Annotated in this window: 22 protein-coding genes; 9 read left to right on the plus strand and 13 right to left on the minus strand. The window is 68.4% G+C overall.

Annotated elements, in window-relative coordinates:
- Positions 1-13 precede the first annotated feature (13 nt).
- From ACGFIF_RS07325 to ACGFIF_RS07335, 3 genes are read right to left on the minus strand one after another with little or no spacing between them, the layout of a single operon-like run.
- Positions 14-2404 carry a glycoside hydrolase family 65 protein gene (locus ACGFIF_RS07325; RefSeq protein ID WP_393152402.1) on the minus strand — a complete coding sequence of 797 codons (2391 nt, stop codon included), beginning with the start codon at positions 2402-2404 and terminating at the stop codon, positions 14-16.
- Between the two features lie 6 nt (positions 2405-2410).
- A complete protein-coding gene (locus tag ACGFIF_RS07330) occupies positions 2411-3385 on the minus strand; it encodes an Acg family FMN-binding oxidoreductase (protein WP_393152404.1) in 975 nt (324 codons plus the stop codon).
- A 22-nt stretch (positions 3386-3407) separates the two neighbouring features.
- Positions 3408-3788, minus strand: a complete 381-nt coding sequence (locus tag ACGFIF_RS07335) for a hypothetical protein (RefSeq protein ID WP_393152406.1) — start codon at positions 3786-3788, stop codon at positions 3408-3410.
- 196 nt (positions 3789-3984) lie between these two features.
- Between ACGFIF_RS07335 and ACGFIF_RS07340 the strand changes: the two genes are divergently transcribed.
- The 4 genes from ACGFIF_RS07340 to ACGFIF_RS07355 all read left to right on the plus strand — a co-directional run bounded on the left by ACGFIF_RS07340 (position 3985) and on the right by ACGFIF_RS07355 (position 6678).
- On the plus strand, positions 3985-4860 hold the full coding sequence (locus ACGFIF_RS07340; RefSeq protein ID WP_393152408.1) for a universal stress protein: 876 nt from the start codon (positions 3985-3987) through the stop codon (positions 4858-4860).
- 23 nt (positions 4861-4883) lie between these two features.
- Entirely contained in the window at positions 4884-5126 is a 243-nt protein-coding gene (locus ACGFIF_RS07345; protein WP_393152410.1) for an SHOCT domain-containing protein, read from the plus strand.
- Between the two features lie 60 nt (positions 5127-5186).
- On the plus strand, positions 5187-5561 hold the full coding sequence (locus ACGFIF_RS07350) for a hypothetical protein (RefSeq protein ID WP_393152412.1): 375 nt from the start codon (positions 5187-5189) through the stop codon (positions 5559-5561).
- Between the two features lie 133 nt (positions 5562-5694).
- A complete protein-coding gene (locus tag ACGFIF_RS07355; protein ID WP_393152414.1) occupies positions 5695-6678 on the plus strand; it encodes a PEP/pyruvate-binding domain-containing protein in 984 nt (327 codons plus the stop codon).
- 31 nt (positions 6679-6709) lie between these two features.
- Here ACGFIF_RS07355 and ACGFIF_RS07360 read toward each other — a convergent pair whose 3' ends face one another.
- The 3 genes from ACGFIF_RS07360 to ACGFIF_RS07370 all read right to left on the minus strand — a co-directional run bounded on the left by ACGFIF_RS07360 (position 6710) and on the right by ACGFIF_RS07370 (position 9364).
- Positions 6710-7219 carry a flavodoxin domain-containing protein gene (locus ACGFIF_RS07360; RefSeq protein WP_393152416.1) on the minus strand — a complete coding sequence of 170 codons (510 nt, stop codon included), beginning with the start codon at positions 7217-7219 and terminating at the stop codon, positions 6710-6712.
- A gap of 262 nt (positions 7220-7481) precedes the next feature.
- Positions 7482-8294: a polyphosphate kinase 2 gene (gene ppk2, locus ACGFIF_RS07365; RefSeq protein WP_393152418.1), complete on the minus strand. Its 813-nt coding sequence runs from the start codon at positions 8292-8294 to the stop codon at positions 7482-7484.
- 89 nt (positions 8295-8383) lie between these two features.
- A complete protein-coding gene (locus ACGFIF_RS07370) occupies positions 8384-9364 on the minus strand; it encodes an Acg family FMN-binding oxidoreductase (protein ID WP_393152420.1) in 981 nt (326 codons plus the stop codon).
- A gap of 197 nt (positions 9365-9561) precedes the next feature.
- Between ACGFIF_RS07370 and ACGFIF_RS07375 the strand changes: the two genes are divergently transcribed.
- The 4 genes from ACGFIF_RS07375 to ACGFIF_RS07390 all read left to right on the plus strand — a co-directional run bounded on the left by ACGFIF_RS07375 (position 9562) and on the right by ACGFIF_RS07390 (position 12605).
- On the plus strand, positions 9562-10122 hold the full coding sequence (locus ACGFIF_RS07375) for a hypothetical protein (RefSeq protein ID WP_393152422.1): 561 nt from the start codon (positions 9562-9564) through the stop codon (positions 10120-10122).
- 147 nt (positions 10123-10269) lie between these two features.
- Positions 10270-11190 (plus strand): universal stress protein, encoded by a 921-nt coding sequence (locus tag ACGFIF_RS07380; protein ID WP_393152424.1) that lies wholly within the window; start codon positions 10270-10272, stop codon positions 11188-11190.
- A 34-nt stretch (positions 11191-11224) separates the two neighbouring features.
- Entirely contained in the window at positions 11225-11797 is a 573-nt protein-coding gene (locus ACGFIF_RS07385) for a flavodoxin family protein (protein WP_393152426.1), read from the plus strand.
- Positions 11798-11921: 124 nt separating this feature from the next.
- On the plus strand, positions 11922-12605 hold the full coding sequence (locus ACGFIF_RS07390; RefSeq protein WP_393152428.1) for a CBS domain-containing protein: 684 nt from the start codon (positions 11922-11924) through the stop codon (positions 12603-12605).
- 100 nt (positions 12606-12705) lie between these two features.
- On the opposite strand, the gene ACGFIF_RS07395 is transcribed toward ACGFIF_RS07390, so the two are convergent.
- From ACGFIF_RS07395 to ACGFIF_RS07405, 3 genes are all read right to left on the minus strand, one after another.
- Positions 12706-13533 (minus strand): universal stress protein, encoded by an 828-nt coding sequence (locus ACGFIF_RS07395; RefSeq protein ID WP_393152430.1) that lies wholly within the window; start codon positions 13531-13533, stop codon positions 12706-12708.
- A 184-nt stretch (positions 13534-13717) separates the two neighbouring features.
- Complete coding sequence (locus ACGFIF_RS07400) at positions 13718-15460, minus strand: GAF domain-containing protein (protein WP_393152432.1); 1743 nt, start codon at positions 15458-15460, stop codon at positions 13718-13720.
- A gap of 59 nt (positions 15461-15519) precedes the next feature.
- Positions 15520-15960, minus strand: coding sequence for a pyridoxamine 5'-phosphate oxidase family protein (locus ACGFIF_RS07405; protein ID WP_393152434.1), 441 nt, complete (start codon positions 15958-15960; stop codon positions 15520-15522).
- Positions 15961-16028: 68 nt separating this feature from the next.
- Between ACGFIF_RS07405 and ACGFIF_RS07410 the strand changes: the two genes are divergently transcribed.
- A complete protein-coding gene (locus ACGFIF_RS07410; protein WP_393152436.1) occupies positions 16029-16682 on the plus strand; it encodes a response regulator in 654 nt (217 codons plus the stop codon).
- Positions 16683-16767: 85 nt separating this feature from the next.
- On the opposite strand, the gene ACGFIF_RS07415 is transcribed toward ACGFIF_RS07410, so the two are convergent.
- From ACGFIF_RS07415 to narH, 4 genes are all read right to left on the minus strand, one after another.
- Positions 16768-17223, minus strand: a complete 456-nt coding sequence (locus ACGFIF_RS07415; RefSeq protein ID WP_393152438.1) for a pyridoxamine 5'-phosphate oxidase family protein — start codon at positions 17221-17223, stop codon at positions 16768-16770.
- A 93-nt stretch (positions 17224-17316) separates the two neighbouring features.
- Positions 17317-18036 carry a respiratory nitrate reductase subunit gamma gene (gene narI, locus ACGFIF_RS07420; RefSeq protein ID WP_393152440.1) on the minus strand — a complete coding sequence of 240 codons (720 nt, stop codon included), beginning with the start codon at positions 18034-18036 and terminating at the stop codon, positions 17317-17319.
- A complete protein-coding gene (gene narJ / locus ACGFIF_RS07425) occupies positions 18033-18716 on the minus strand; it encodes a nitrate reductase molybdenum cofactor assembly chaperone (RefSeq protein WP_393152442.1) in 684 nt (227 codons plus the stop codon). The genes narI and narJ overlap by 4 nt, the downstream gene beginning before the upstream one ends.
- The gene (gene narH / locus ACGFIF_RS07430) at positions 18713-20335 is read right to left on the minus strand and encodes a nitrate reductase subunit beta (RefSeq protein ID WP_393152444.1); all 1623 of its coding nucleotides are present in this window, start codon (positions 20333-20335) and stop codon (positions 18713-18715) included. Before narH ends, narJ begins: the two co-directional genes overlap by 4 nt.
- Between the last annotated feature and the right edge of the window lie 22 nt (positions 20336-20357).

The raw sequence follows: 20357 nt of genomic DNA on the forward strand, positions 1-20357 counted from the left end.
TTGAGCCCGCCCGTCAGCTGCCGGGTGCCGGCCAGGTTCCGGTCTCGCCGGGGCGGAGGAGCCGGGTGTGGCCGTAGCAGCGGACGGTCACCCCGCGCCCGGATCCCTGGTCGACCGAGACCACCAGGCCGGCCGCCGAGACCTCCACCGTCAGCCGGTACTCGCGGTACCACAGCGGCATTCGCAGGACGCCCAGGCCGGACGGCCAGCGTGGGCGGAATCGGAGCACATCCCGGGAGACCGACAGGCCGGTGAAGCAGCGCTGGATCAGGTCCACGCTGCCCGCCATCGCGGCGAGGTGGATCCCCTCTGCGGTGGTACTGGTCTGGACGGCATCGCCGAGGTCGCTGTGCACGGCCTCATGGAGGAAGCTGAGCGCCTGGTCCGGTGCGAGCGAGGTGAGGCCCCAGGCATGCACGATCGCGCTCAACGACGAGCCGTGGCAGGTCCGGGTCAGGTAGTAGTCGACCGTCCGGCGGATAATGTCGGCGGACAGCGGGTAGCCCAGCCGATGCATCACGTCGTGGAGTTCCTGCCGGGGCAGCAGGTACAGCAGCATCAGGACGTCGGCTTGCTTCGAGACCTGGTACGACGTCACGTCGTGCCCCTCGGCCTCGAGGATCCGGTCCATCCGGCGGATGTCGCCGTACCGGTCGCGGTAGTGCGGCCAATCGAGCTCGGCGAGGTCGCCGTACCCCTCGAACTGGCTGATCACCCCGTCGTCGTGGAACGGTACGAACATCCGCCGGGTCAGGTCGTCCCAGTGGTTCAGTTCTTGCGGCTGGAGACCGAGCGCTTCCGTCAGTTCGGACCGTCGCCAGACAGGCAGCGCCTCGAGTGCCCGGGCGGCGATGCCCAGCAACCAGGCGGCCATCACATTCGTGTAGGCGTTGTTGTCGATCCCCTCGGCGGGCCGATCCGGGTAGCCGGTGTGGAACTCGTCCGGTCCGACCACGCCTCGGATCACATAGCGGTCCCGGGCCTTGTCGTACCGCGCGAGGCTGGCGAAGAAGCGCGCCACCTCGATGATCACTTCGGCCCCGTGGTCGGCCAGGAACTCCCGATCGCCGGTCGTCTCGACGTACTGCCACATCGTGTAGGCAACGGCCAGGCCGACATGCCGCTGCCGGAACGTCGCGTCCTCGGTCCAGCGTCCCGACAACGGATTGAGGTGTAGTCGCTGGCTCTCCTCGCGACCGTCGCTGCCGGACTGCCAGGGGTACATCGCACCGCGGAATCCGGCCTCCCGAGCGGCCCGGCGGGCGGCCGGAAGCCGACGATGTCGATAGAGCAGCAGCGCCCGCGTCAAGGCCGGTGCGCGCAGCGTCAGCACGGGGAACACGAACAACTCGTCCCAGAAGATGTGGCCGCGATAGGCCTCCCCGTGCAAGCCGCGGGCAGGTACGCCGGCGTCGATGTTGGCACAGTGCGGTGAGACGGACTGCAGCAGATGGAACAGGTTCAGCCGTACGGCGGCCTGCATGCCGTCGGCCGGTTCTGTCACGTCGACATCGAACCGGCGCCACAGCTGTGACCAGGCCAGGACATGAGCGTCGAGCAACTCGTCGAAACCGGGAGCGGCATCGAGTGCGGTCAGTGCCGCCGTGACGGGTTCGGAGATGCCGGCGTCCCGCGATCCGTAGATGGCCGCCACCTTCTCCACGGTGACGGCCCGGCCGGGCGAGACCGTCACCACGAGCTCGCTCGACACGGACTTCGCCGACCTGCTCCCACGCCACTTGTCGTTGCTTCCAGCAACTGTTCGGCTGGCGACCGCGATCTTGCTGCGGGACTGCCGGGTCGTCGCGGCGACGAGCAGGGTCTCGCCCTGCAGATTCGTCTCGATGTCGGTGAGGTGGTCGCCGGACAGTTTCCGGTAGCGTTCGACACCGCTGTTGCGGATCTCGCCGGAGATTGTTGTTGCCAATCGCAACTGTCCGGTCCAGTTCTCCGCCGTGACGGTCAGGGACTGTCCGGCCAGATGAGGATCGGCCATGCTGGCGAACCGGCGCTCCACCCCGGCGACAACCCGGCCGTCGGCGTCCCGCAGGCGGAAGGATCGGGTCAGTACGCCGCGCCGGAGGTCGAGTTCCTCGGTGTGTTCCAGTACGTCGCTGTTGTCCGGCGTGAGCCATGGGCCGTCGTTCACCGCCACCGTCAGTGGCAGCCAGTCCGGCAGGTTCACGAGGCTCTCGTTCTGGACGGTCCGTCCGTCAACCTCGTCGGTGAGCCGGTTGTAGTACCCGGCCAGATAGGTGCCCGGGCTGTGGTGGTCTCCGGCCACGGACCCGGCCCAGGCGCCACGAGTGGCGAAGTAGCCGTTGCCCACCGTGCACAGCGCCTCCCGTCGACGCTCGTCGAGCGGGTCGTACCCGGTGAACCGCATCCTCCAGTCGTTCATCATGGCGCGTCAGTGCGGGTAGTTCAGGGTCTCGTGCCACGGCCGGCGGGGGGTCAGGCCGGATCCCTCGGCCGGGTAGCCGAGGCGGAGGATCAGCTGGGGCCAGGTATCGCGGCCGATCAGCGTCCGGACCTGGTCGCGGAGGTCCGGGTACTCGACGGCCTGGTTGAGGAACGACGCCGCCAGGTCGTAAGACGTTGCCGTGAGCAACACTCGCTGCAGCGCCAGGCCGGTCCGTACCCAGGCTCGCTCGTCGTCGTCCGCCGTACCGAGCACCGCGATGATCGGCGCCGGCTCGAAGACAGCCTGACCGCGGCGTGGGTGGTCGAAGCCCGCAGACAGGTCCCGGACGGGGGCGGGACGGGCCGGCACCGGGCCGAGTACGGATTCTGGAACACCTTCGGCCTGGCGGTCACCGCCGATCCACTGCAGCCGCTCGTGCAGCCGGTCCTCCTCGTGAATGTCGCGGTCGTCGGCGGTCCGCAGGATCGATCCGAGGCCTGCGCGCTGTTCGTCGTCGAGCCACCGCAGGTCCGCTCGTTCGGCCGTCGCCGCGTCGGTCAGCCGCTGCATCAGCCTGGCCGAGATCGGCACGTCGGCCATCGGGCCGCGATAGGTGAAGCGCCGGCCCAGTTCGCCGTACAGGGAGCCGAGGCCCGCGACTGGTACCTTCCGGTCGGCCAGGAAGATTCGCACCACCACGTCCGGTACGGCCGGGTCGGGGTCGATCGCCAGCGTCGTCTCGTGGCCGAGCATGGCCGCGGCGACGCGGAGGTTGAACGCCGCGGCTCCGAGGCCGACGCGCGTCAGCCGGCCGGCCGGATCGGCCGCGGGCAGGGCGCGCTCGGCGTCCAGCAGGACGTCGATCACCGGTCCGTTGATCTCGAACCGCCAGGGTTGGGCGTTGTGCATCGAGGGTGCCTGTCCGGCGGCGGCGAGCAGGATGGCCACCTCGTCCTCGGTGACGGAGTTGGTGATGCTCATATCGGTTCCTTCCGCGCCCGGATCAGGGCTGATTCGCGTGGTCGAGTTCGTGGACGCGGCGGACGACCGTGCCGAGGACCCGGATCACCGCGAGCGTCTCGTCGATGCGTAGCTCCAGCCGGCTGATCTGGCCCGGCTTGACCAGCTCACGCTGGAGATCCTCGAGCAGGTCGACCGCATGTGTGAGCTGATCCGTCACCACGTGCGCATACGTCACGGCCGGGGCATCCTCTGCCTTCAGCAGGGGGAGAATCCGGCCCCGATAGGTGGCGACCGTACGCTGCGCGGTGATCATCAGCCGCTCGCGCTGGGCCCAGTCACCTGCCGCGTACTCGTCCTCGAGTCTGCTCAGATCCTCGTCCCAGCGGTCGAACTCACGGAGCAGTGAAGCGGTTCCGTTCATTGTCAGCACTCCTTCTCGACCTGCCGCGGCGACGCATGAGTGGTCGCGTTATCAGCCTGCCCCGGCGTCTTGCCGGGGGGCAGCGGCATCGGTCCCGAGTAGCCGGGTCCTTCGGCAGGTCCGGTGGTGACCGCGGACCCTGCCGGTGTCGCGACGGCGGCAGAACGATCGAGGTGAGGGACCAAGGGGAGAGGACATGACCATGAACACCTCCGAGCGGCTGATCTTCGTCGGCGTGGACGGTTCCTGGCGTGAGAGCGGCGCACTCGAGTGGGCGCTGCAGGAGGCAGAGCTTCGGCACCGGCCGCTGCGTGCGATCCATGTCATCGATGAGGCGGTCCGAGGTACGCCGTACTGGTCGCCGATCGTCATCGACGACACGGCGACGAACCTGGTCGGCGATGTCCAGGGGCACCTCGACAGCTCAGGCAGCACGTTGGACCACGACGCCGACCTGCGGGTGGGGCCACCTGCGATCAAACTTGCCGAGGCCGCCGAGGGGAGCGCCATGCTGGTCGTGGGACGGCGGGGCATGGGTGCCTTCAAGCGACTGCTGATCGGTTCGACCTCCGAGGCGGTGGTCCATCGGGCAACTGTGCCGGTGGTCGTCGTACCGGACGGATGGAAACCGGACGACCACGCCGGTCCGGTCCTCATCGCGATCGACGACTCCGGTCAGAACTACGCGGCGATCGAGTTCGCGGTCGCGGCTGCCGAGGAGCGGCACGTACCGCTACGGATCGTGCACGTCTGGGACCTGCCCAACATCTACAGCTGGGATGCCACGAACGTCGCCGGGATCAGCAGTGAGTGGTCCGAGAACGCTCAGCGGTACGTCGAGTCCGTTGCGGACGAACTGCGACAGAAGCATCCGGACCTGACCGTCGAGGTCGATGTCCGCCGTGGCCACGCGGTCGACGGCGTGATCACCGCCGCACAGGTCGGCGACGCCCAGTTGCTGGTTGTCGGTGGCCGCCGCATCCGCCGGGTCACATCGATGCTGCTCGGCTCGGTCAGCCGGGGCGTGCTCCACCACGCGACCAGCCCGATCGCCGTCGTTCACACCTCCTGAGAAGACGGGATGAGGAGGTCCGCATGATGCATGACATGGGTGGCCAGGACGTGGTCTGGATCGTGCTCGCGCTGATGCTCTGGCTTGCTCTGGTGGCGGGTGCTGTCGGCCTTGGGGTGCACCTGATCAGGCAGAGTCGGCCGGCGCCGCGGGTGCTTCCGTCGCCGCTCGACATCCTCGAGCGCCGGTACGCCGCCGGGGAGCTCGATCGCGACGAGTTCGATGACGCCCGCGCTCGGCTGCGTGAGCACGAGATCGATCTCTGAACCAGCCGACGGCGACAGACGCCGTCGGAAGAGAGAAACCGGCCTGTGAAGGAGGCCATCATGTCTGAGCACCTGTCGAAAACCACCGCTCCGGAGCCGAGTCGCCGGCCGAGTGTGAGACGTCGCGTCACGACGAGCTCGAAGGTCTGGTTCGTCTGGATGGTCGGCATGTGGGTGGCGTTCTTCGTCCTGCTCCGGACGGATCGCCTGGACGCGCTCGCGAGCTCGATCCGGGGCCTGCCGTGGTTCGCCGAGATCGTCGTCTGGTTCCTGTTCTTCCCCTGGGTGCTGGGTACCGCGGTCTGGACCGGCGACTTGTCGGAGTCGGTCCGCGTCCTCCTGGTCGTGATCTTCGCCGCCGGCTGGACCATCATCTCGATCCCCCGTCCGAAGAAGCCCACGACCCCACGATCCCGGAAATCGGCAGACCGGTAGCGCCGCCGTACGGATTCCGCCGTGACCGTCGCCGGGACGGTGAGGTCAGGGCCAATGGCCGTGGTGGAGGGACCTTCGGCCCTGCTGGACTCGGCGGGGCGCGGATGGAATGGAAGCGATGAAGGAGCTTGAGATGAGTCGCTTCGCCGGTGTCGACGAAATAGGGAAGGCCGGGTACGCCCGCGGTTGCGAGGTGGTGAGAGAGCTCAGCCCGCTGGGCATCACGACCCCGGACGGCTTCACCGTCACCGTGGACGCGTACCAGGAGTTCATCCGCTCGACGTCGCTCAGGCCGTTCATCGCCGGGCAGCTCAGGCGTTATCGGCACGGTGCGGACTTGCTCGCGGTGGGAGCGGCGATACGTACTGCGTTCGCCTACGCGGAGATGCCGGCCGGACTCGCGCGGGCCATCACCACGGCCTACCGGGAGCTGGGTGGCGACGGTACGCCGCTTGTCGTCCGGAGCGGAGCGGCGCCCTTCGTGGACCGCCAGGAGATCTTCTTCAACGTGCGGACCAGCAGGGAGCTGCTGGCCGCCTGCAAGCGGTGTTTCGCCATCCTGTTCGCTGGACGTGCCATCCTGCTGAGGGAGAAGTGCGGGCTCGATCAGCTCGCGGCCGCGATGTTCGTCAAGGTGCAGCGGATGGGCGAGTCTGAACTCCCCGCCTCCGGCACGGTGGAGGTCCTCGACAACAGGTCTCCCCGGCTGGTCCGGGTGAAGGCGATCTGGGGGCTTGGCGACCCGGCGAACAGTGCCGCGGTGAACCCGGACGAGTACGTGATTCTGGACGGGCTGTCGGCATGCACGCTGGTCGCGCGGCGCCGAGGGACGAAGGAGACCAAGGTCGTGTGCGCCGGATCCCGTGGCGTCAGGACCGTCCCGACCGGACCGGACGAGCGCTGCCGCCACGTCCTCACCGACGTCGAGGCCCTCGTCCTCGCCGACTGGGCGGCGACGATGGAGAGCCTGTACGGCGGTCGGCCCTTGACGATCGATTGGGCCAAGGACGGGCCGGCCGGCGACCTTGCAGTCGTCGGTGTCCGCCCGGCGCCGGCCGGCTGGCGAGGTATCCCGTTCTCCGCCGGTGTGAACGGTACGGCGGTGCCGGCGAACTGATCGCGGCGATCACCGCAGGGCCGGGTCCTGGTCAGGAACCGGCCTCGATCGACGTGAGCGTTGCGGCAATGCCCGCTGCCCAGTTCTTGATCAGCGTCCAGTCCCGGGAGTCGACGGCGAGCTCACCCCGGGCGAGCCGACGGGCCAGAAAGCCCTTGGCGGTCTGGGGTTCGAGCCGTCCGGCGAACGTCATCACCGGTGGCGCATCGATGCGCCGGGCCAGCCGCCGGACGTTCACCGGCAGCTCCTGTTCCTGGTCCTTGTCCGGTCCGACGGGTCCGCTGTGAAAGAGCCAGACCTGCCGGTCGCCGAGCTCGTCGGCATGCTTGCGGAGGAAGCGCACCGCTTCCGGACGCCAGCGGCGGATGTAGATCGAGCTGCCGAGGATCACCGCGTCGTAGTCAGCGATGGACTCGACGCCGGCGACGTTCCGCACGTCGGCGTGGTGACCGTGTTCGCGGAGCTCGGCACCGATCGCCTCGGCGATCTCCGCGGTCGCGCCCATCTTGGTGGCATAGGCCACGAGTACCTGTCTCGACATCGAAGGCCCTCCAGCTCGAGTGCATGGTCTGCCGGGCGGCGGGCCTGATCGCCGGCCGGCCCGGTCACCTCACGATGCCTTTGTGCAGCGCCGCACCGACCGGGTCTCGCCCAGTACGGTGATCGCCGGTGTGGTCATCAAGTCTCTGATCAGCATCACAGTTCAGCTCATTCGGTTCGCCTGATGCCATTGCACGCCGTACCCGGGGCGCGGAGCAGGGCCGAAGGTCACCTCAGGCGGGGCCTCTCGGCGGCACGAGCGGTCAGCGACGGGCGAGACCGGCGGCGTGGTCGGGGACCTGGGTCTGCATGTCGCGAGGGGTGCGTTCGTATCCTCCGGACGGCGGACGGGCCGGGAGCTTCAGCCGCTGGCGTTGCACTTCGTGGTACGGAACGGTGGAGAGCAGGTGGGCGATCATGTTGATGCGGGCGGCGCGTTTGTCCTCGCTCTCGACGACGTACCAGGGCGCCTCCGGGATGTCGGTGTGGACGAACATTTCGTCCTTCGCGCGTGAGTAGTCCTCCCAGCGGGTGATCGACTCCAGATCCATCGGCGAGAGCTTCCATTGGCGCATCGGGTCGTCGAGCCGGCTGCGGAAGCGGTTCTCCTGCTCGCTGTCGCTGACCGAGAACCAGTACTTGCGCAGCAGTACGCCGTCCTCGACGAGCAGTCGCTCGAAGATCGGGCACTGGTGCAGGAACCGCGCGTACTCCTGGCTGGTGCAGAACTTCATCACCCGTTCGACCCCGGCCCGGTTGTACCAGCTGCGGTCGAACAGCACGATCTCGCCGGCGGCCGGCAGGTGCTCGACGTACCGCTGGAAGTACCACTGCGTCTGTTGCCGCTCCGTCGGCGCCGGCAGTGCGACGATCCGGGCGACCCGGGGGTTGAGGAACTCTGTCACCCGCTTGATCGTGCTTCCCTTGCCGGCCGCGTCGCGTCCCTCGAAGACAACCACGAGCCGTGCACCCTCGACCCGGACCCACTCCTGCAGCTTCACCAGCTCAGCCTGCAGCCGCAGCAGCTCACCCTCGTAGACCTTCTTCGGCAGCCGTCCGTGCTTTGTGCCAGTCATCGCGGTCCTCCCCTGAATCCCGGATACAGCGAGAGTACGTCGGTCGGCCGCCCGCACAGGTCTGGAGAGATCGTTCCTCCTTCAGACGCCTACTCCGGTGGGGGAGTGGGCCGGACGAAGTCCTCGATCGGACGGCGCGGAGTGGAGGCCTCCGGGCGGGCGTGGCCGAAGCGGATCACCATGTCGGCGAACCCGGCCTTGCCGGTCGTCCGCTGGACCTCCTGACGCAGGTCCTCGTACTCGAGCGGCTGGTTCAGGAACGAGGCGGCGACACCGACGCGAGTCGCCGTCAGCAGGACGCGTTCCAGCGCGATGCCGGCGGCGACCTGGTCGGCAGGTTCGTCGTGCTCGGTCGACAGCACGGCCAGGTTCGGGTGCTGCTCGAAGGTGGCCTGGGTCCGGGTCCGATCGGCGGGCCGGGTGCCCATGTCGCGGAACGCGGTCCGGTAGCTGCTGGCGCGAGGGCCGAGGGCGGAACTGGGGATGCCGTCGTCAGAACGGTTGCCGCCCACCCAGTGGGCTCGTTCCGCGCTGCGGCGCCAGTCGCCGATCTCGCGCAGATCGGTGTCGAGGAACATGTCGACGACGGTCTCGATCTGCTCGGCCGACAGCCAGGTGAGCTCGGCTCCTTCGGCCAGCGCGGCCCTCACCAGGTCGATCCGGGTCTCCTGGTCCAGCGGTGCGGTCCGGATCGGATCACGGCTGGTGTGTCGACGCGGGATCTCGGTGTAGAGATCGCGCAACTGCTGGTCCGGCGTGCTGCTCGGCTCCACCACGATCCGGGCGAGCAGATCGGGCTCCTCGGCCTCCGGAGCGAGGCCGAGCCAGGTGCCGTACCCGAGCGCGGCCGCCGCGCACCGCAGGTTGAAGGTCGCCGTGCCGGCCGCGATTCGCATCGCCCGGCCGGTCGGGTCCTCCGCGGGCAGCGTGCGGGATCCGTCCAGGTAGACGTCGATGACATGGCCGTTCACCTCGAACCGCCACGGCTGCGTGTTGTGCATGCTCGGCGCCGCGACCGCTGCGCGGAGTAGTACGTCGATCTGTTCTGTCGACAGCTGGACGTCCGACATCGGGGGCCTCCTCGACCTGCTCGGCGGCGATGTGATGCCGCTCTCCCAGCATGCCCGGGATCTGTTGAGCCCGGGCAGCGGCATCGGTCCCGAGGGGTCGGGACGTTCGGCACCCCGGGCGGTGACCACGGCCTCTGCCGACAGCACCGGCGGTCGGCGGACGATCAGGGCAACCAGTAAGACGAGAGGACAAGATCATGACCACCACACCGCACCGGCAGAACCTCGCGACACCTGTGACGGAACCCGACGGTGATCGGCGCCCGGTCATCACCGTGGCGGCCGGCCGTGCGCTGGCTGTACTGCGGATCGCGTTCGGTCTGAGCTTCTTGTGGGCCTTCATCGACAAGGTCTTCGGCTTGGGTTACGCCACTCCGGCCGGTAAGGGCTGGATCGATGGTGGTGACCCGACGGCTGGGTTCCTGGGCAAGGGAACGTCTGGTCCGTTTGCGGATTTCTACCAGGGTCTGGTCGGTGACTGGTGGGTCACGCCGTTGTTCATGGTCGGTCTGGCCGGTATCGGTCTGGCGCTGACGCTGGGTATCGGGATGCGGATCGCGGCCGTCAGTGGCTCCCTGCTGTACCTGCTGATGTGGAGTGCCGTTCTGCCTCCGGAGAACAACCCGGTGCTGGACGACCACATCCTCGGCGCGATCACCCTGGTGGTCCTGGCTCTGGTTGCTGCTGGCAACTTCTGGGGTCTGGGTCGCTGGTGGGGCAAGTTCGATCTGGTCCAGCGCTACCCCTGGCTGCGGTGATCCGGACGACGGCGAAGGCCGGCTGACCCCCACGGGCCGAAGGTCCCGTGGGGGTCAGCCATGTGTCACGTGACCTGGGGCCCGGCGGCTCTGACGCGGCCGTCCGACCCACTGAGACGCTCGAAGTGTCAGAACGGGAGGGACGACATGAGCACCTGGGCACGGACCGGCCCCATCGCGGTGGAGGTCGACGGCACGGCGGAGGGCCTGCGGATCGTGGACTACGCCTGCATGGAGGCGCTACGGATCGGCGCCGCGGTGATTCTCGCCGCGCCGTACCACGCGCATGCGGCGTACTCGCCGATGCAGCCCGGCCAACTGCCGAAACCGCCGGCTGAGCTCGCCGACGCGAGCCTGCGCGCGGCCGTGGCGCACATCCGGCACCGGTACGGCTACGGTCTCCAGTTGAACGCGGTCTCGCAGGAGGGGTCCAGGCAGCGGGTGCTGCCGACGGTCGCCCGGCATGCCCGGATGCTGGTCGTCGGCCGGACCCGCGCGCGCGGACCGCAGCGCCTGCTCGCCGCTCAGGGCAATCTGTTCCTGGCCGGACGGACCGGCTGCCCGGTCGTCGTGGTTCCGCTGTTGTGGCGGCCGTCGGCCGCCGACCGGAAAGTTGCCGTCGGCATCGACGGTACGCCGTTGTCGGCCGAGGCGCTGGAGTTCGCGTTCCGGGAGGCCGCCGACCGTGAGGGCGATCTGATCGTCCTGCATGCCGGCGAGGGCAAGATCTCCGACGACGACGGCCACTCCTGGATCCGCCGCGCCGACCACACCCTGTCCGAGGCGCTGGCGCCCTGGACACGCGAGTTCCCGGAGGTCCGGGTGACGAGGTTCCTCACCGGCCGGGACGCGGTGTCGGCCCTGGTCCACGAGAGCCGGGAGGTCGGACTGATCGTGGTGGGTGCGCATACGGGTCCACTGACCATCGCCGATCCGGTCGCTCGTCGTTCGGTCGCCGCGATGACCTGCCCGGTCGCGATCGTTCCCCATCACCCGACCGTCGCCGAGCGGGAACGGTTGCTCGCGAAGCCCGTCCGGCGCGGCGACATCGTCGTACCGACCTACTGACATGAGGATCCCCTACCGAGACAAGGAGCTGACCATGTCCACAGCCGAGACACCGCGAGCCCTCATCGTCTTCGAGTCGATGTTCGGCAACACACACAAGATCGCCCTCGCCATCAGGGACGGTCTGCACGACGTCATCAACACCGAGTTGGTCCGTGCCGACCAGGCACCGGCCGAGATCCCTGCAGATGTCCGGCTGCTGGTCGTCGGTGGGCCGACCCACGCGTTCAGCATGAGCCGGCGCTCCACCAGGACACAGGCCGCCGAACAGGACCAGGTCATGATGCCGCCCGAGAAGGGGATCAGGGAGTGGCTGCAGGAACTGCCAGACCGGACGACTCCGACGGTGGCGGCCACCTTCGACACCCGGGTCACCAAGGTCCGCCGGCTGCCCGGATCCGCCGCCCGCTCGGCGGCCAAGCTACTGCGGCACCGCGACTTCGAGCTGATGGTGGCCCCGGCGAGCTTCTTCGTCCACGACATGACCGGTCCGGTCGAGCAGGGCGAGCTCGATCGCGCCCGCGCCTGGGGCGAGGAGCTCGCGGCAGAGCTCCGGCCGATGCTCCGCACGGTCCGGCCGTTCCGCCGGCAGCGGTGGTCGGCGTGAGCAGGACGCACACCCACGAGAAGGAAGATCGAACGTCGTCTGCGGCTCGGCTCTCTGAGCCGGAGCTTGCCGCACAGTGTGCTGCCTGCCCGGTCGTGGTGGCGCGGCACCGGAAGGAGAAGCGATGAGGCACCAACTGACGGTCGCCGATGTGATGACCCGGGATGTGGTCACAGTGCAGGCGGACGCGTCCTTCAAGGCCGTGGCTACGGCCCTCACCGAACACCACATCAGCGCGGTCCCGGTGACCAGCCTGGACGGCACAGTGGTCGGCGTCGTGTCGGAGACGGATCTGCTGCACAAGGAACAGTTCAGGGCGGCGCGTCCGCTGCCGTGGTACCTGCGGTGGCGGCACCACCGGGCCAGGGGCAAGGCGGCAGCATTGACGGCCGGCCAGGTGATGACCCACCCGGCCGTGACCATCGAAGGCGGCTCGAGCCTCGACGAGGCGGCCCGGCTGATGCTCACGCACGACATCACCCGGCTGGTGGTGACCGACGGCGAGGTGCTCACCGGCATCGTCAGCCGCTCCGACCTGCTCCAGGCTTTCGTTGCGCCTGACAACGAGATTCTGGCCCGGGTACGCCGTGACGTGATCGAGCACGGCCTGTGGGACGACCCGTTCGCGGTGGAGGTGACGGTCACCGACGGTGTCGTCACGCTGGCCGGCGAGATCGACCACCGCAGTCTGGTGGCGGTCGCGGAGCACCTGACGCGCCAGGTCGACGGTGTCGTCGACGTCCGCAACGAGCTGACCTGGGCCTTCGACGACACCGTGCCCGCGCCGGGAACGACCAGGTTCCAGTAGCGGGACGAGATCATGACCGGGTCACAGAGACCAGGACCGTCGGTGCATCGCACCGGCGGTCCTGTCGTCAGCAGACCAGGACGCCTGGGCAGCCGGCAGGCTAGGACGTCTGGACCGCCGAGCGGGGGATGACGGCGACCGGGCAACGCGCCTGGCGCAGGACGGTCTGGCTGACTGAGCCGAGCAGCATGCCGGTGAAGCCGCCTCGGCCGCGGGATCCCACCACGACGAGACGTGCGTCGGCCGACCAGCGGAGCAGCTCCTCGGCCGGCTTGCCGGTGACGTGGATGAGTTCGGCGACCGGGCCGGTCTGCCGGGACTGAACCGCGCGGGCCAGGTCGTGCTGGGTGACCCGCTGTTGGTCGTCGTTCGGGGCATGTACGGCGACCACTCGCGCGTCGACGTGGTGACGCCGGGCGTAGTCGAGGCCGAAGTCGAGGGCCACACCGGCGGCGGGCGAACCGTCGTACCCGATGACCACTCCGCGGCCCTGATCGACGGCATCATCGGGGCGGACGACGATCACCGGGCAGTGCGCGTGGGCGGCCAGATCCGTTCCGGTGGAGCCGACCAGGACACCCAGGGCCCCGCCGAGCCGGCGGCTGCCGATCACGATCAGGTCCGCGGTGCGGGATTCTCGCAGCAGGACGGGTGAGGGGAAGCCATCGACCCGATCCGCCGTGATCGGAATCTCCGGTGCGAGTTTGGTCGCCAGCTCCAGCGAGTCCGCAACGATCTTGTCGGCGTGCGCGCGCAAGCCGGGCGCGACCTCGCTCGGTCCCAGCGCGACGGGGAACTCGGGCCAGACGAAGGCGTGCACCAGCCGGATGCCGGTGCCACGTGCGGCGGCTTCGGCGGCCGCCCAGCGGATCGCGTTCTCGCAGTCCGACTCACCGCCGACGCCGACGACGATCGTGTGCTCAGTCATACAGGCCTCCTGGCTGCTCGTTCAGGTCCAGGGTCGCCGGTGCCGGGAACACCGGCCAGAGGCGAAGGTCCCGGCCCAGCCGCCCGAGGGTCCTGCGCAGCCAGGAGGGCGCTGTGTGGTCGACTTCAGGATCCGCCTCGCCCCCGTCGGTGCGCGTGCCGGACTGGCGCTCGCGCCGCCTGCGTCAGCCGCGGTTCAGTGGTGCACGCAGCTCGACGACCGTGCCGTTCGGGTGATTGCCCTTGACATCCACCGAGCCGCCGAGTGAGTCGGCGCGCTCGGTCAGGTTGCGCAGGCCGCTGCGGTGGCGGTCGGGCGGGATCCCGATCCCGTTGTCCGTGATCCGGGCGAGCACCGACTCCGAGTCGGCGATCACCTCGACGGTCACCTCGGTGGCCTGGGCGTGGCGGACGACGTTGGAGAGGGACTCCCGCACAGCGGCGAGGATCTGTGGCCGGACCGTGGCTGGGACGACTGTGTCGATCGGGCCGGTGCAGACGAGCGTCGGCCGGAAGCCGAGTGGTTCGGCATACTCGGCGACGAGGGCCTGAACGTCAGAGCGCAGCGACCTCTGACCTGGTTCCTGCTGCAACTCGAAGATCGCCGCGCGCAGATCGCGGATAGTGGTGTCGATGTCGTCGACGGCCCGGCTGAGCCGCTCCCGCAGCTCTGGTCGTGCCATCCGGTACATGCCCTGCAACTGCAGTCCGGTGGCGAACAGACGCTGGATGACCAGATCATGCAGGTCACGGGCGATCCGGTCGCGATCCTCCAGTACGGCAAGGACGTCCCGATCACGTTGGGCCTGCGCCCGTTCCAGCGCCAGCACGGCCTGATTGGCGAACATCCGCATCAGGTCCGTTCCCTCGGTGACCCCGATCGTGGCGCCGCGCTCGGCGGCGACCACCAGTAATCCGGCGCCGCCGCCGGTACCTTCCGGCAGCGGTGCGACGATGGTGCGGCCGAGTCCCTCGAGCTCTGGTACGTCAGACATCCGGCCGAGTTCCTTTGCCAGCTGTGCGAGATCCTCGATCACGAGCTGCTGGTCACCCGTCACGGCGTCACCGACCACCGGCAGGTCGACCGGGATCCGCGCTCCCACAAAGCGCTGGAACTGCTCGGGTCCCTCGATCGTACGGACGACCAGTTCGCCATTCTCGCTCAGCAGTACTGCGCCGACCTGCGAGCCGGACACCTCACGGGCCCGCCGGGCGATCAACTGCAGCGCCTCCTCCGGGTCGAACTCGCCCAGCATCAGCTGAGTGATCTCCGCGGTCACCTCATGCCACCGCCGGCGGCGTTCGGTGTCGGCGTACAGGCGGGCGTTCTCGATCACCACACCGGCCGCCGCGGCCAGCGCCATCATGGTGCGCTCGTCGTCCACGGTGAAGTCGGCGCCACCGGACTTCTCGGTCAGGTACAGGTTGCCGTAGACATGGTCGCGGGTCCGGATCGGTACGCCGAGGAAAGACTTCATCGGAGGGTGGTTCGCCGGGAAACCGAAGGAGCGAGGGTGCTCGGCGAGGTCGTGCAGCCGTAGCGGCTCGGGGTGGTCGATCAACAAGCCGAGGATCCCATGACCCTCCGGATACGGGCCGATCGCCGCGATCTGATCGCCGGTGACGCCGTGCGTGATGAAGCGGACCAGCCGCTTTCCGTCCGGGCCGACCACGCCGAGCGCGCCGTACCGCGCGCCGACCAGGTCACAGGCCGCGGTGACGATCCGGTCGAGAGTGCTGTTGAGGTCCAGGTCCGCGCCGATGCCGACGACCGCGTCCAGCAGCGCGCGCAGCCGCTCCTGGGTGTCCATGATCTCGTCGACCCGGCCGAGCAGCTCCTGCAGCAGGGCGTCGAGGCGCACTCGGGACAGACCGGTGAACTCCAAGGTGCCTTCGTCCCAGGTGCCGCCCTTCTCAGATGCCCCCATCCGCTCACGGTACCAAGTACGCCACGCTGGGCGCGGGTTCGGCGCTCCGCGGGACAACCTCAGTCATGGGGACGCTGAGCCCAGGGGCGAAGCCGGCGGCCGCTGACGGACTCGATACCCAGCCTTATCAGGCGCGGGTTCAGCAGCGGTGCCCAGGAACGGAGCCGGATCTCGCGGGCGAGTTGTTCCGCCTCGTCGGACGGTACGACGGACAAGTGGCCCACCGACGTCACGGTCCAGCCGAGATGCCTGTCGGGATCGACGGCGTCCGCTTCGAAAGCGACGACGTCACCGCGTTCGGCAGCCCGCAGCTTGTCCCCGTCGGCGCTGGCGAAGACAACGGTGTCAGCGTCGACGACGAAATTGACCAGGCGTACGACGGGCAGCCCGCCGTATGTGTAGACGAGCCGCCCGAGCGGCACCGAACCGAGCAGGCGCAGGCACTCCGCCGGCGTGAGGATCTCGAGGCCGGCGGTGTCGAAACGGTCGAGAGTCGTCATTGCGGTATCCCGGGGAGCGGCAGGACTACTCTGGGCTGAAGAGTGACTCGACCCACGAGCGAGGCAGCATGGCGATCAAGGTGTTTCTGCTGGACGATCACGAGGTGGTCCGGCTCGGTCTGGCCCAGTTGCTCGAGGGTGAACCAGACATCGAGGTGGTGGGCGACGCGGCCACGGCAGCGCAGGCGGTGGCCCGAATCCCGGCGCTGCGGCCGGATGTCGCGATCCTGGACGTCCGGCTGCCCGACGGTGACGGCATCACGGTCTGCCGGGAGGTCCGGTCCGCGATGGACGATCCGCCCGCGTGCCTGATGCTCACCTCGTTCTCCGACGACGACGCGCTGTTCACGGCGATCATGGCGGGGGCGGCCGGCTACCTGCTCAAGCAGGTCAGCGGCACCGACCTGGTCGGCGCGGTCCGTCGGCTGGCGGCAGGGGAGTCCCTGCTCGACCCGGCTATGACGGCGGCGGTGCTGGAGCGGCTGCGGCATCCGGCCGAGGACGAGGAAGACCCCCGCTACAAATCGCTGACCGAGCAGGAGCGCAGGATCCTGGCGGAGATCGCGGTGGGCAAGACCAACCGGCAGATCGCCCAAAGCATGTTCCTGGCCGAGAAGACCGTGAAGAACTACGTCTCCGGCCTGCTCCGCAAACTCGGTCTGGAGCGCCGGACCGAGGCGGCCGTCTACGCCGTCGAGCGGCAGAAGCGCCGGCCGCAGTGAGCCATGGTGAGTGTGCATCGCCGTCCACCCTTCCTCTCGGTACGCCGCCCGGCCAGGGCACAAGGTCCCGACCTTGCGGTGCCGGTCACCAGGCACGAAGCCGTCGGCCGCTGATCTGAGCGGGCTCGATCACCATGCACGCGTCGCGGGTGCCGCCGGCCCACGGTTCCACCCGCCCGCGCACCTCGGCCGCCTCCTCGTCGGTGGCCGGCCGAACCGTGCCGTTGACCAGAACGCTCCAGCCCTCGTGCATGCCCTCGTCGATCCGGTCCACCTCGAACGCGACCGGCTCCAGCGCGTACTGCGCGATCGCGGAGTCCTCGGCGGTTCGGAACACGATCAGTTCGTCGTACAGGCTGAACGTCACCGGAACCACGATGAGCTGATCGGCCGCCCGGTAGGCGATCCGGCCGATGTCGCCGGTCTGGAGCAAGGTCAGGCATTCCGGCCGCGACATGCCCTCGAGAGTCGGATGGACGGGCCGAAGCACCTCACCGGCCGTGATGGTGACCGTGAGCTGGTGCTGGGTGGTGGTGTTCATCTCGGGTGCCTTCCTGAGCGCCGTACCACCATGCAATCTCAGCTGGAGCCGGTGCCCCAGGGGACGAAGTCCCGGCGGGTCAGGACCGAGGGCCTACTTGTCAGGGGTGTCCCAGCCACAGCGTGGAGAGTGACTGGCGATCCGCTCGTCGCGGCTCCGGTAGACGATGTACGGCCGGGTGAGGTAACCGATGGGTGCGCTGAAGACGTGGACGAGCCGGGTGAACGGCCAGAGAGCGAAGAGGAGGATGGCGACCAGGCCGTGCAACTGGAAGGTCAGCGGCGCTTCAGCCATCAGCTCCGGATGCAGATCGAACCGGAAGATGCCGCGGAACCAGACCGACACACCCTCCCGATAGTCGTAGTGCCCGACGATGTTCGCCACCACGGTGTTGACCAGCCCGAGCAGGATCACCGTGGCCAGGAACAGGTACATCACCTTGTCCATCCGCGTGGTGGCGGAGAAGACCGGCCCGACGGTACGCCGGCGGTAGATCAGGATGGCCAGGCCGACCACCGTGCCGAAGCCGGCGATCGCGCCGATCGAGACAGCGAGGAAGTGGTAGACCCCTTCGGAGATGCCGACCGCCTCGGTCCAGGACTTCGGTATGCCGAGCCCCATCACATGGCCGAGGAACACAGCCAGGATGCCGAAGTGGAACAGTGGGCTGCCCCAGCGCAACAGCCGGTCCTCGTAGAGCTGCGAGGACCGGGTGGTCCAGCCGAACTTGTCGTACCGGTACCGCCAGATGTGCCCGACCACGAAGACCGTCAGGCAGACGTACGGAACGACCACCCACAGGAACTCGTTCATCGGCGCGCTCCCGGGAACGTTGGCATCGGCAACGGCTGGGTCGCCGGATCGAAGGCCGGTGTGGTGTACGGCGTGAGTCCGACCTCCTCCTGTGGTGGGCCTTCGGCGGCGAGGCGGTCGATGGCGGCGAGTTCGTCACCGCCGAGCGGCGGCAGCGTCGCAGTGACAGCCTGTACGGCGCCGTGCCAAGCGGACCCGGCCTCCGCGAGAGCCAGCCGCAACAGCTCGAGTCCGGCACGATGGTCGAGCAACAGGCGCCACCCCAGTCGTTGATCAACCGTCGCGCCGTACTCCAGCACCACGCAGAGGTGGTCCGGCAGCTCCGATTCGTCCAGCACGAAGCCGGATCGGAGGTAGGTCTGCTTGAAGCGGAGCAGCGCGACCCCACGACGTCGGGTGTCCCCGTGTGCGAAGTAGGTCAGATAGAGGTTGTGCCGCCGCCGATTGTCGAAGGTGTCGACGTACATCTGCTGAAGCGCGGACAGATCCTCCGACGCCAGGGCGTGGGCAGTGGAGCGCAGCGGATCGCCAACAGGTGAAGGGAGTTCCGCTGCTGCCTGGTGGATGAGCCGCAGTCGTGAGACCAGTCCGCCGTCGGGGTAATCGAGCAGCAACGACGCGGCCTGCCAAGCGATCGTCAACTGATGCGCCGGCAGCTTCGGATCCGGGTGTCTGGTCATTGGCCACCGTCCTTCGGCGGGAACAATCCGTCCGGTCTGCCCTTGCCGTCCCAGTTCAGCAGGTTCACGCGGTCGCTGGTCTGCCGGTCCTTCAGCATCTGGAAGTTCTCGACCGCGATCGGCGTCGGTACGCCGGAGCCCTCGCCGAACGGCCCGGATCCGCCCATCCCCGGCCCACCCTCGTAGTCGAGCGAGCACGCCAACTCTTCCAGCGCATGCGCCTCCTCCGCATGCGCTGCCGGGATCACATACCGCTCGTCGTACTTGGCGATCGCGAGCAGCCGATACATGTCGTAGAGCTCTTCCTCCGTCATGTCGACGGTCAGCGGGATCGCACCGTCGGGATCACGGCCCAGATTGATGTCCCGCATGTACGAGCGCATCGCCGCGAGCTTGCGCAGGACCAGGTCGACCGGCCGTACGTCGCCCGCGGTGAACAGCTCGGCCAGGTATTCGATCGGGATGCGCAGCGCGTCGATGGCGGCGAACAGGTTCTCCCGTTTCTCCGCGTCCTCGCCGGTCTCCTTGACCACGTCCACGACCGGAGACAGCGGCGGGATGTACCAGACCATCGGCAGGGTCCGGTACTCCGGATGCAGCGGCAGAGCAACCTTGAAGCGGTTGATCAACGCGTACACCGGCGATCGTTGAGCCGCCTCGATCCAGTCATGCGGAATCCCGGCCCGCTCGGCTTCCCGTCGTACATCGGGGTCGGACGGATCGAGGAAGACGTCGCGCTGTGCCTCGTACAACCCGTGCTCGTCCGGCGTCGACGCGGCGGCCAGGACCTTGTCGGCGTCGTACAGCATCAGACCGATGTAGCGCAGCCGGCCCACACAGGTTTCCGAGCAGACGGTCGGCAGGCCGACCTCGACGCGCGGGAAGCAGAAGGTGCACTTCTCGGCCTTGCCGGTGCGGTGGTTGAAGTACACCTTCTTGTACGGGCAGCCGGAGATGCACATCCGCCAGCCCCGGCAGCGATCCTGGTCGACCAGCACGATGCCGTCCTCGGTCCGCTTGTAGATCGCGCCGCTCGGGCACGAGGCTGCGCAGGACGGATTCAGGCAGTGTTCGCAGATCCGCGGCAGGTAGAACATGAAGGTCTGTTCGAACTCGAACTTGACCTTGTCGCCGACTTTCCGGAGCACGGGGTCGCGCTCGGCCGTCGCCGCGGAACCGCCGAGGTCGTCGTCCCAGTTGGCCGACCAGGACACCTTCATGTTCTGGCCCGAGATCAGCGACTTCGGCCGGGCGACCGGCGTGTGCTGCTGGGCGGGAGCGTCGGTGAGAGTGGCGTAGTCGTAGGTCCAAGGCTCGTAGTAGTCCTGGATCGACGGCATCTTCGGATTCGAGAAGATGGTCAGCAGCTTCTTCAGCCGGCCGCCCGCCTTGAGCGTGAGCCGGCCGCGCCGGTTGAGCGTCCAGCCGCCCTTCCAGGTCTCCTGGTCCTCGTACGTCCGCGGATACCCCTGACCGGGCCGGGTCTCGACGTTGTTGAACCAGACGTACTCGGTCCCGCTCCGGTTCGTCCACGCCTGCTTGCAGGTCACCGAGCAGGTGTGACAGCCGATGCACTTGTCGAGGTTCATCACCATCGCCATCTGCGCCATCAGTTTCATTGTGTCGCTCCGCTCCGGGGCA

It is taken from the genome of Kribbella sp. NPDC049174 (assembly GCF_043197365.1).
In the GTDB taxonomy this organism is placed as follows: Bacteria; Actinomycetota; Actinomycetes; order Propionibacteriales; family Kribbellaceae; genus Kribbella.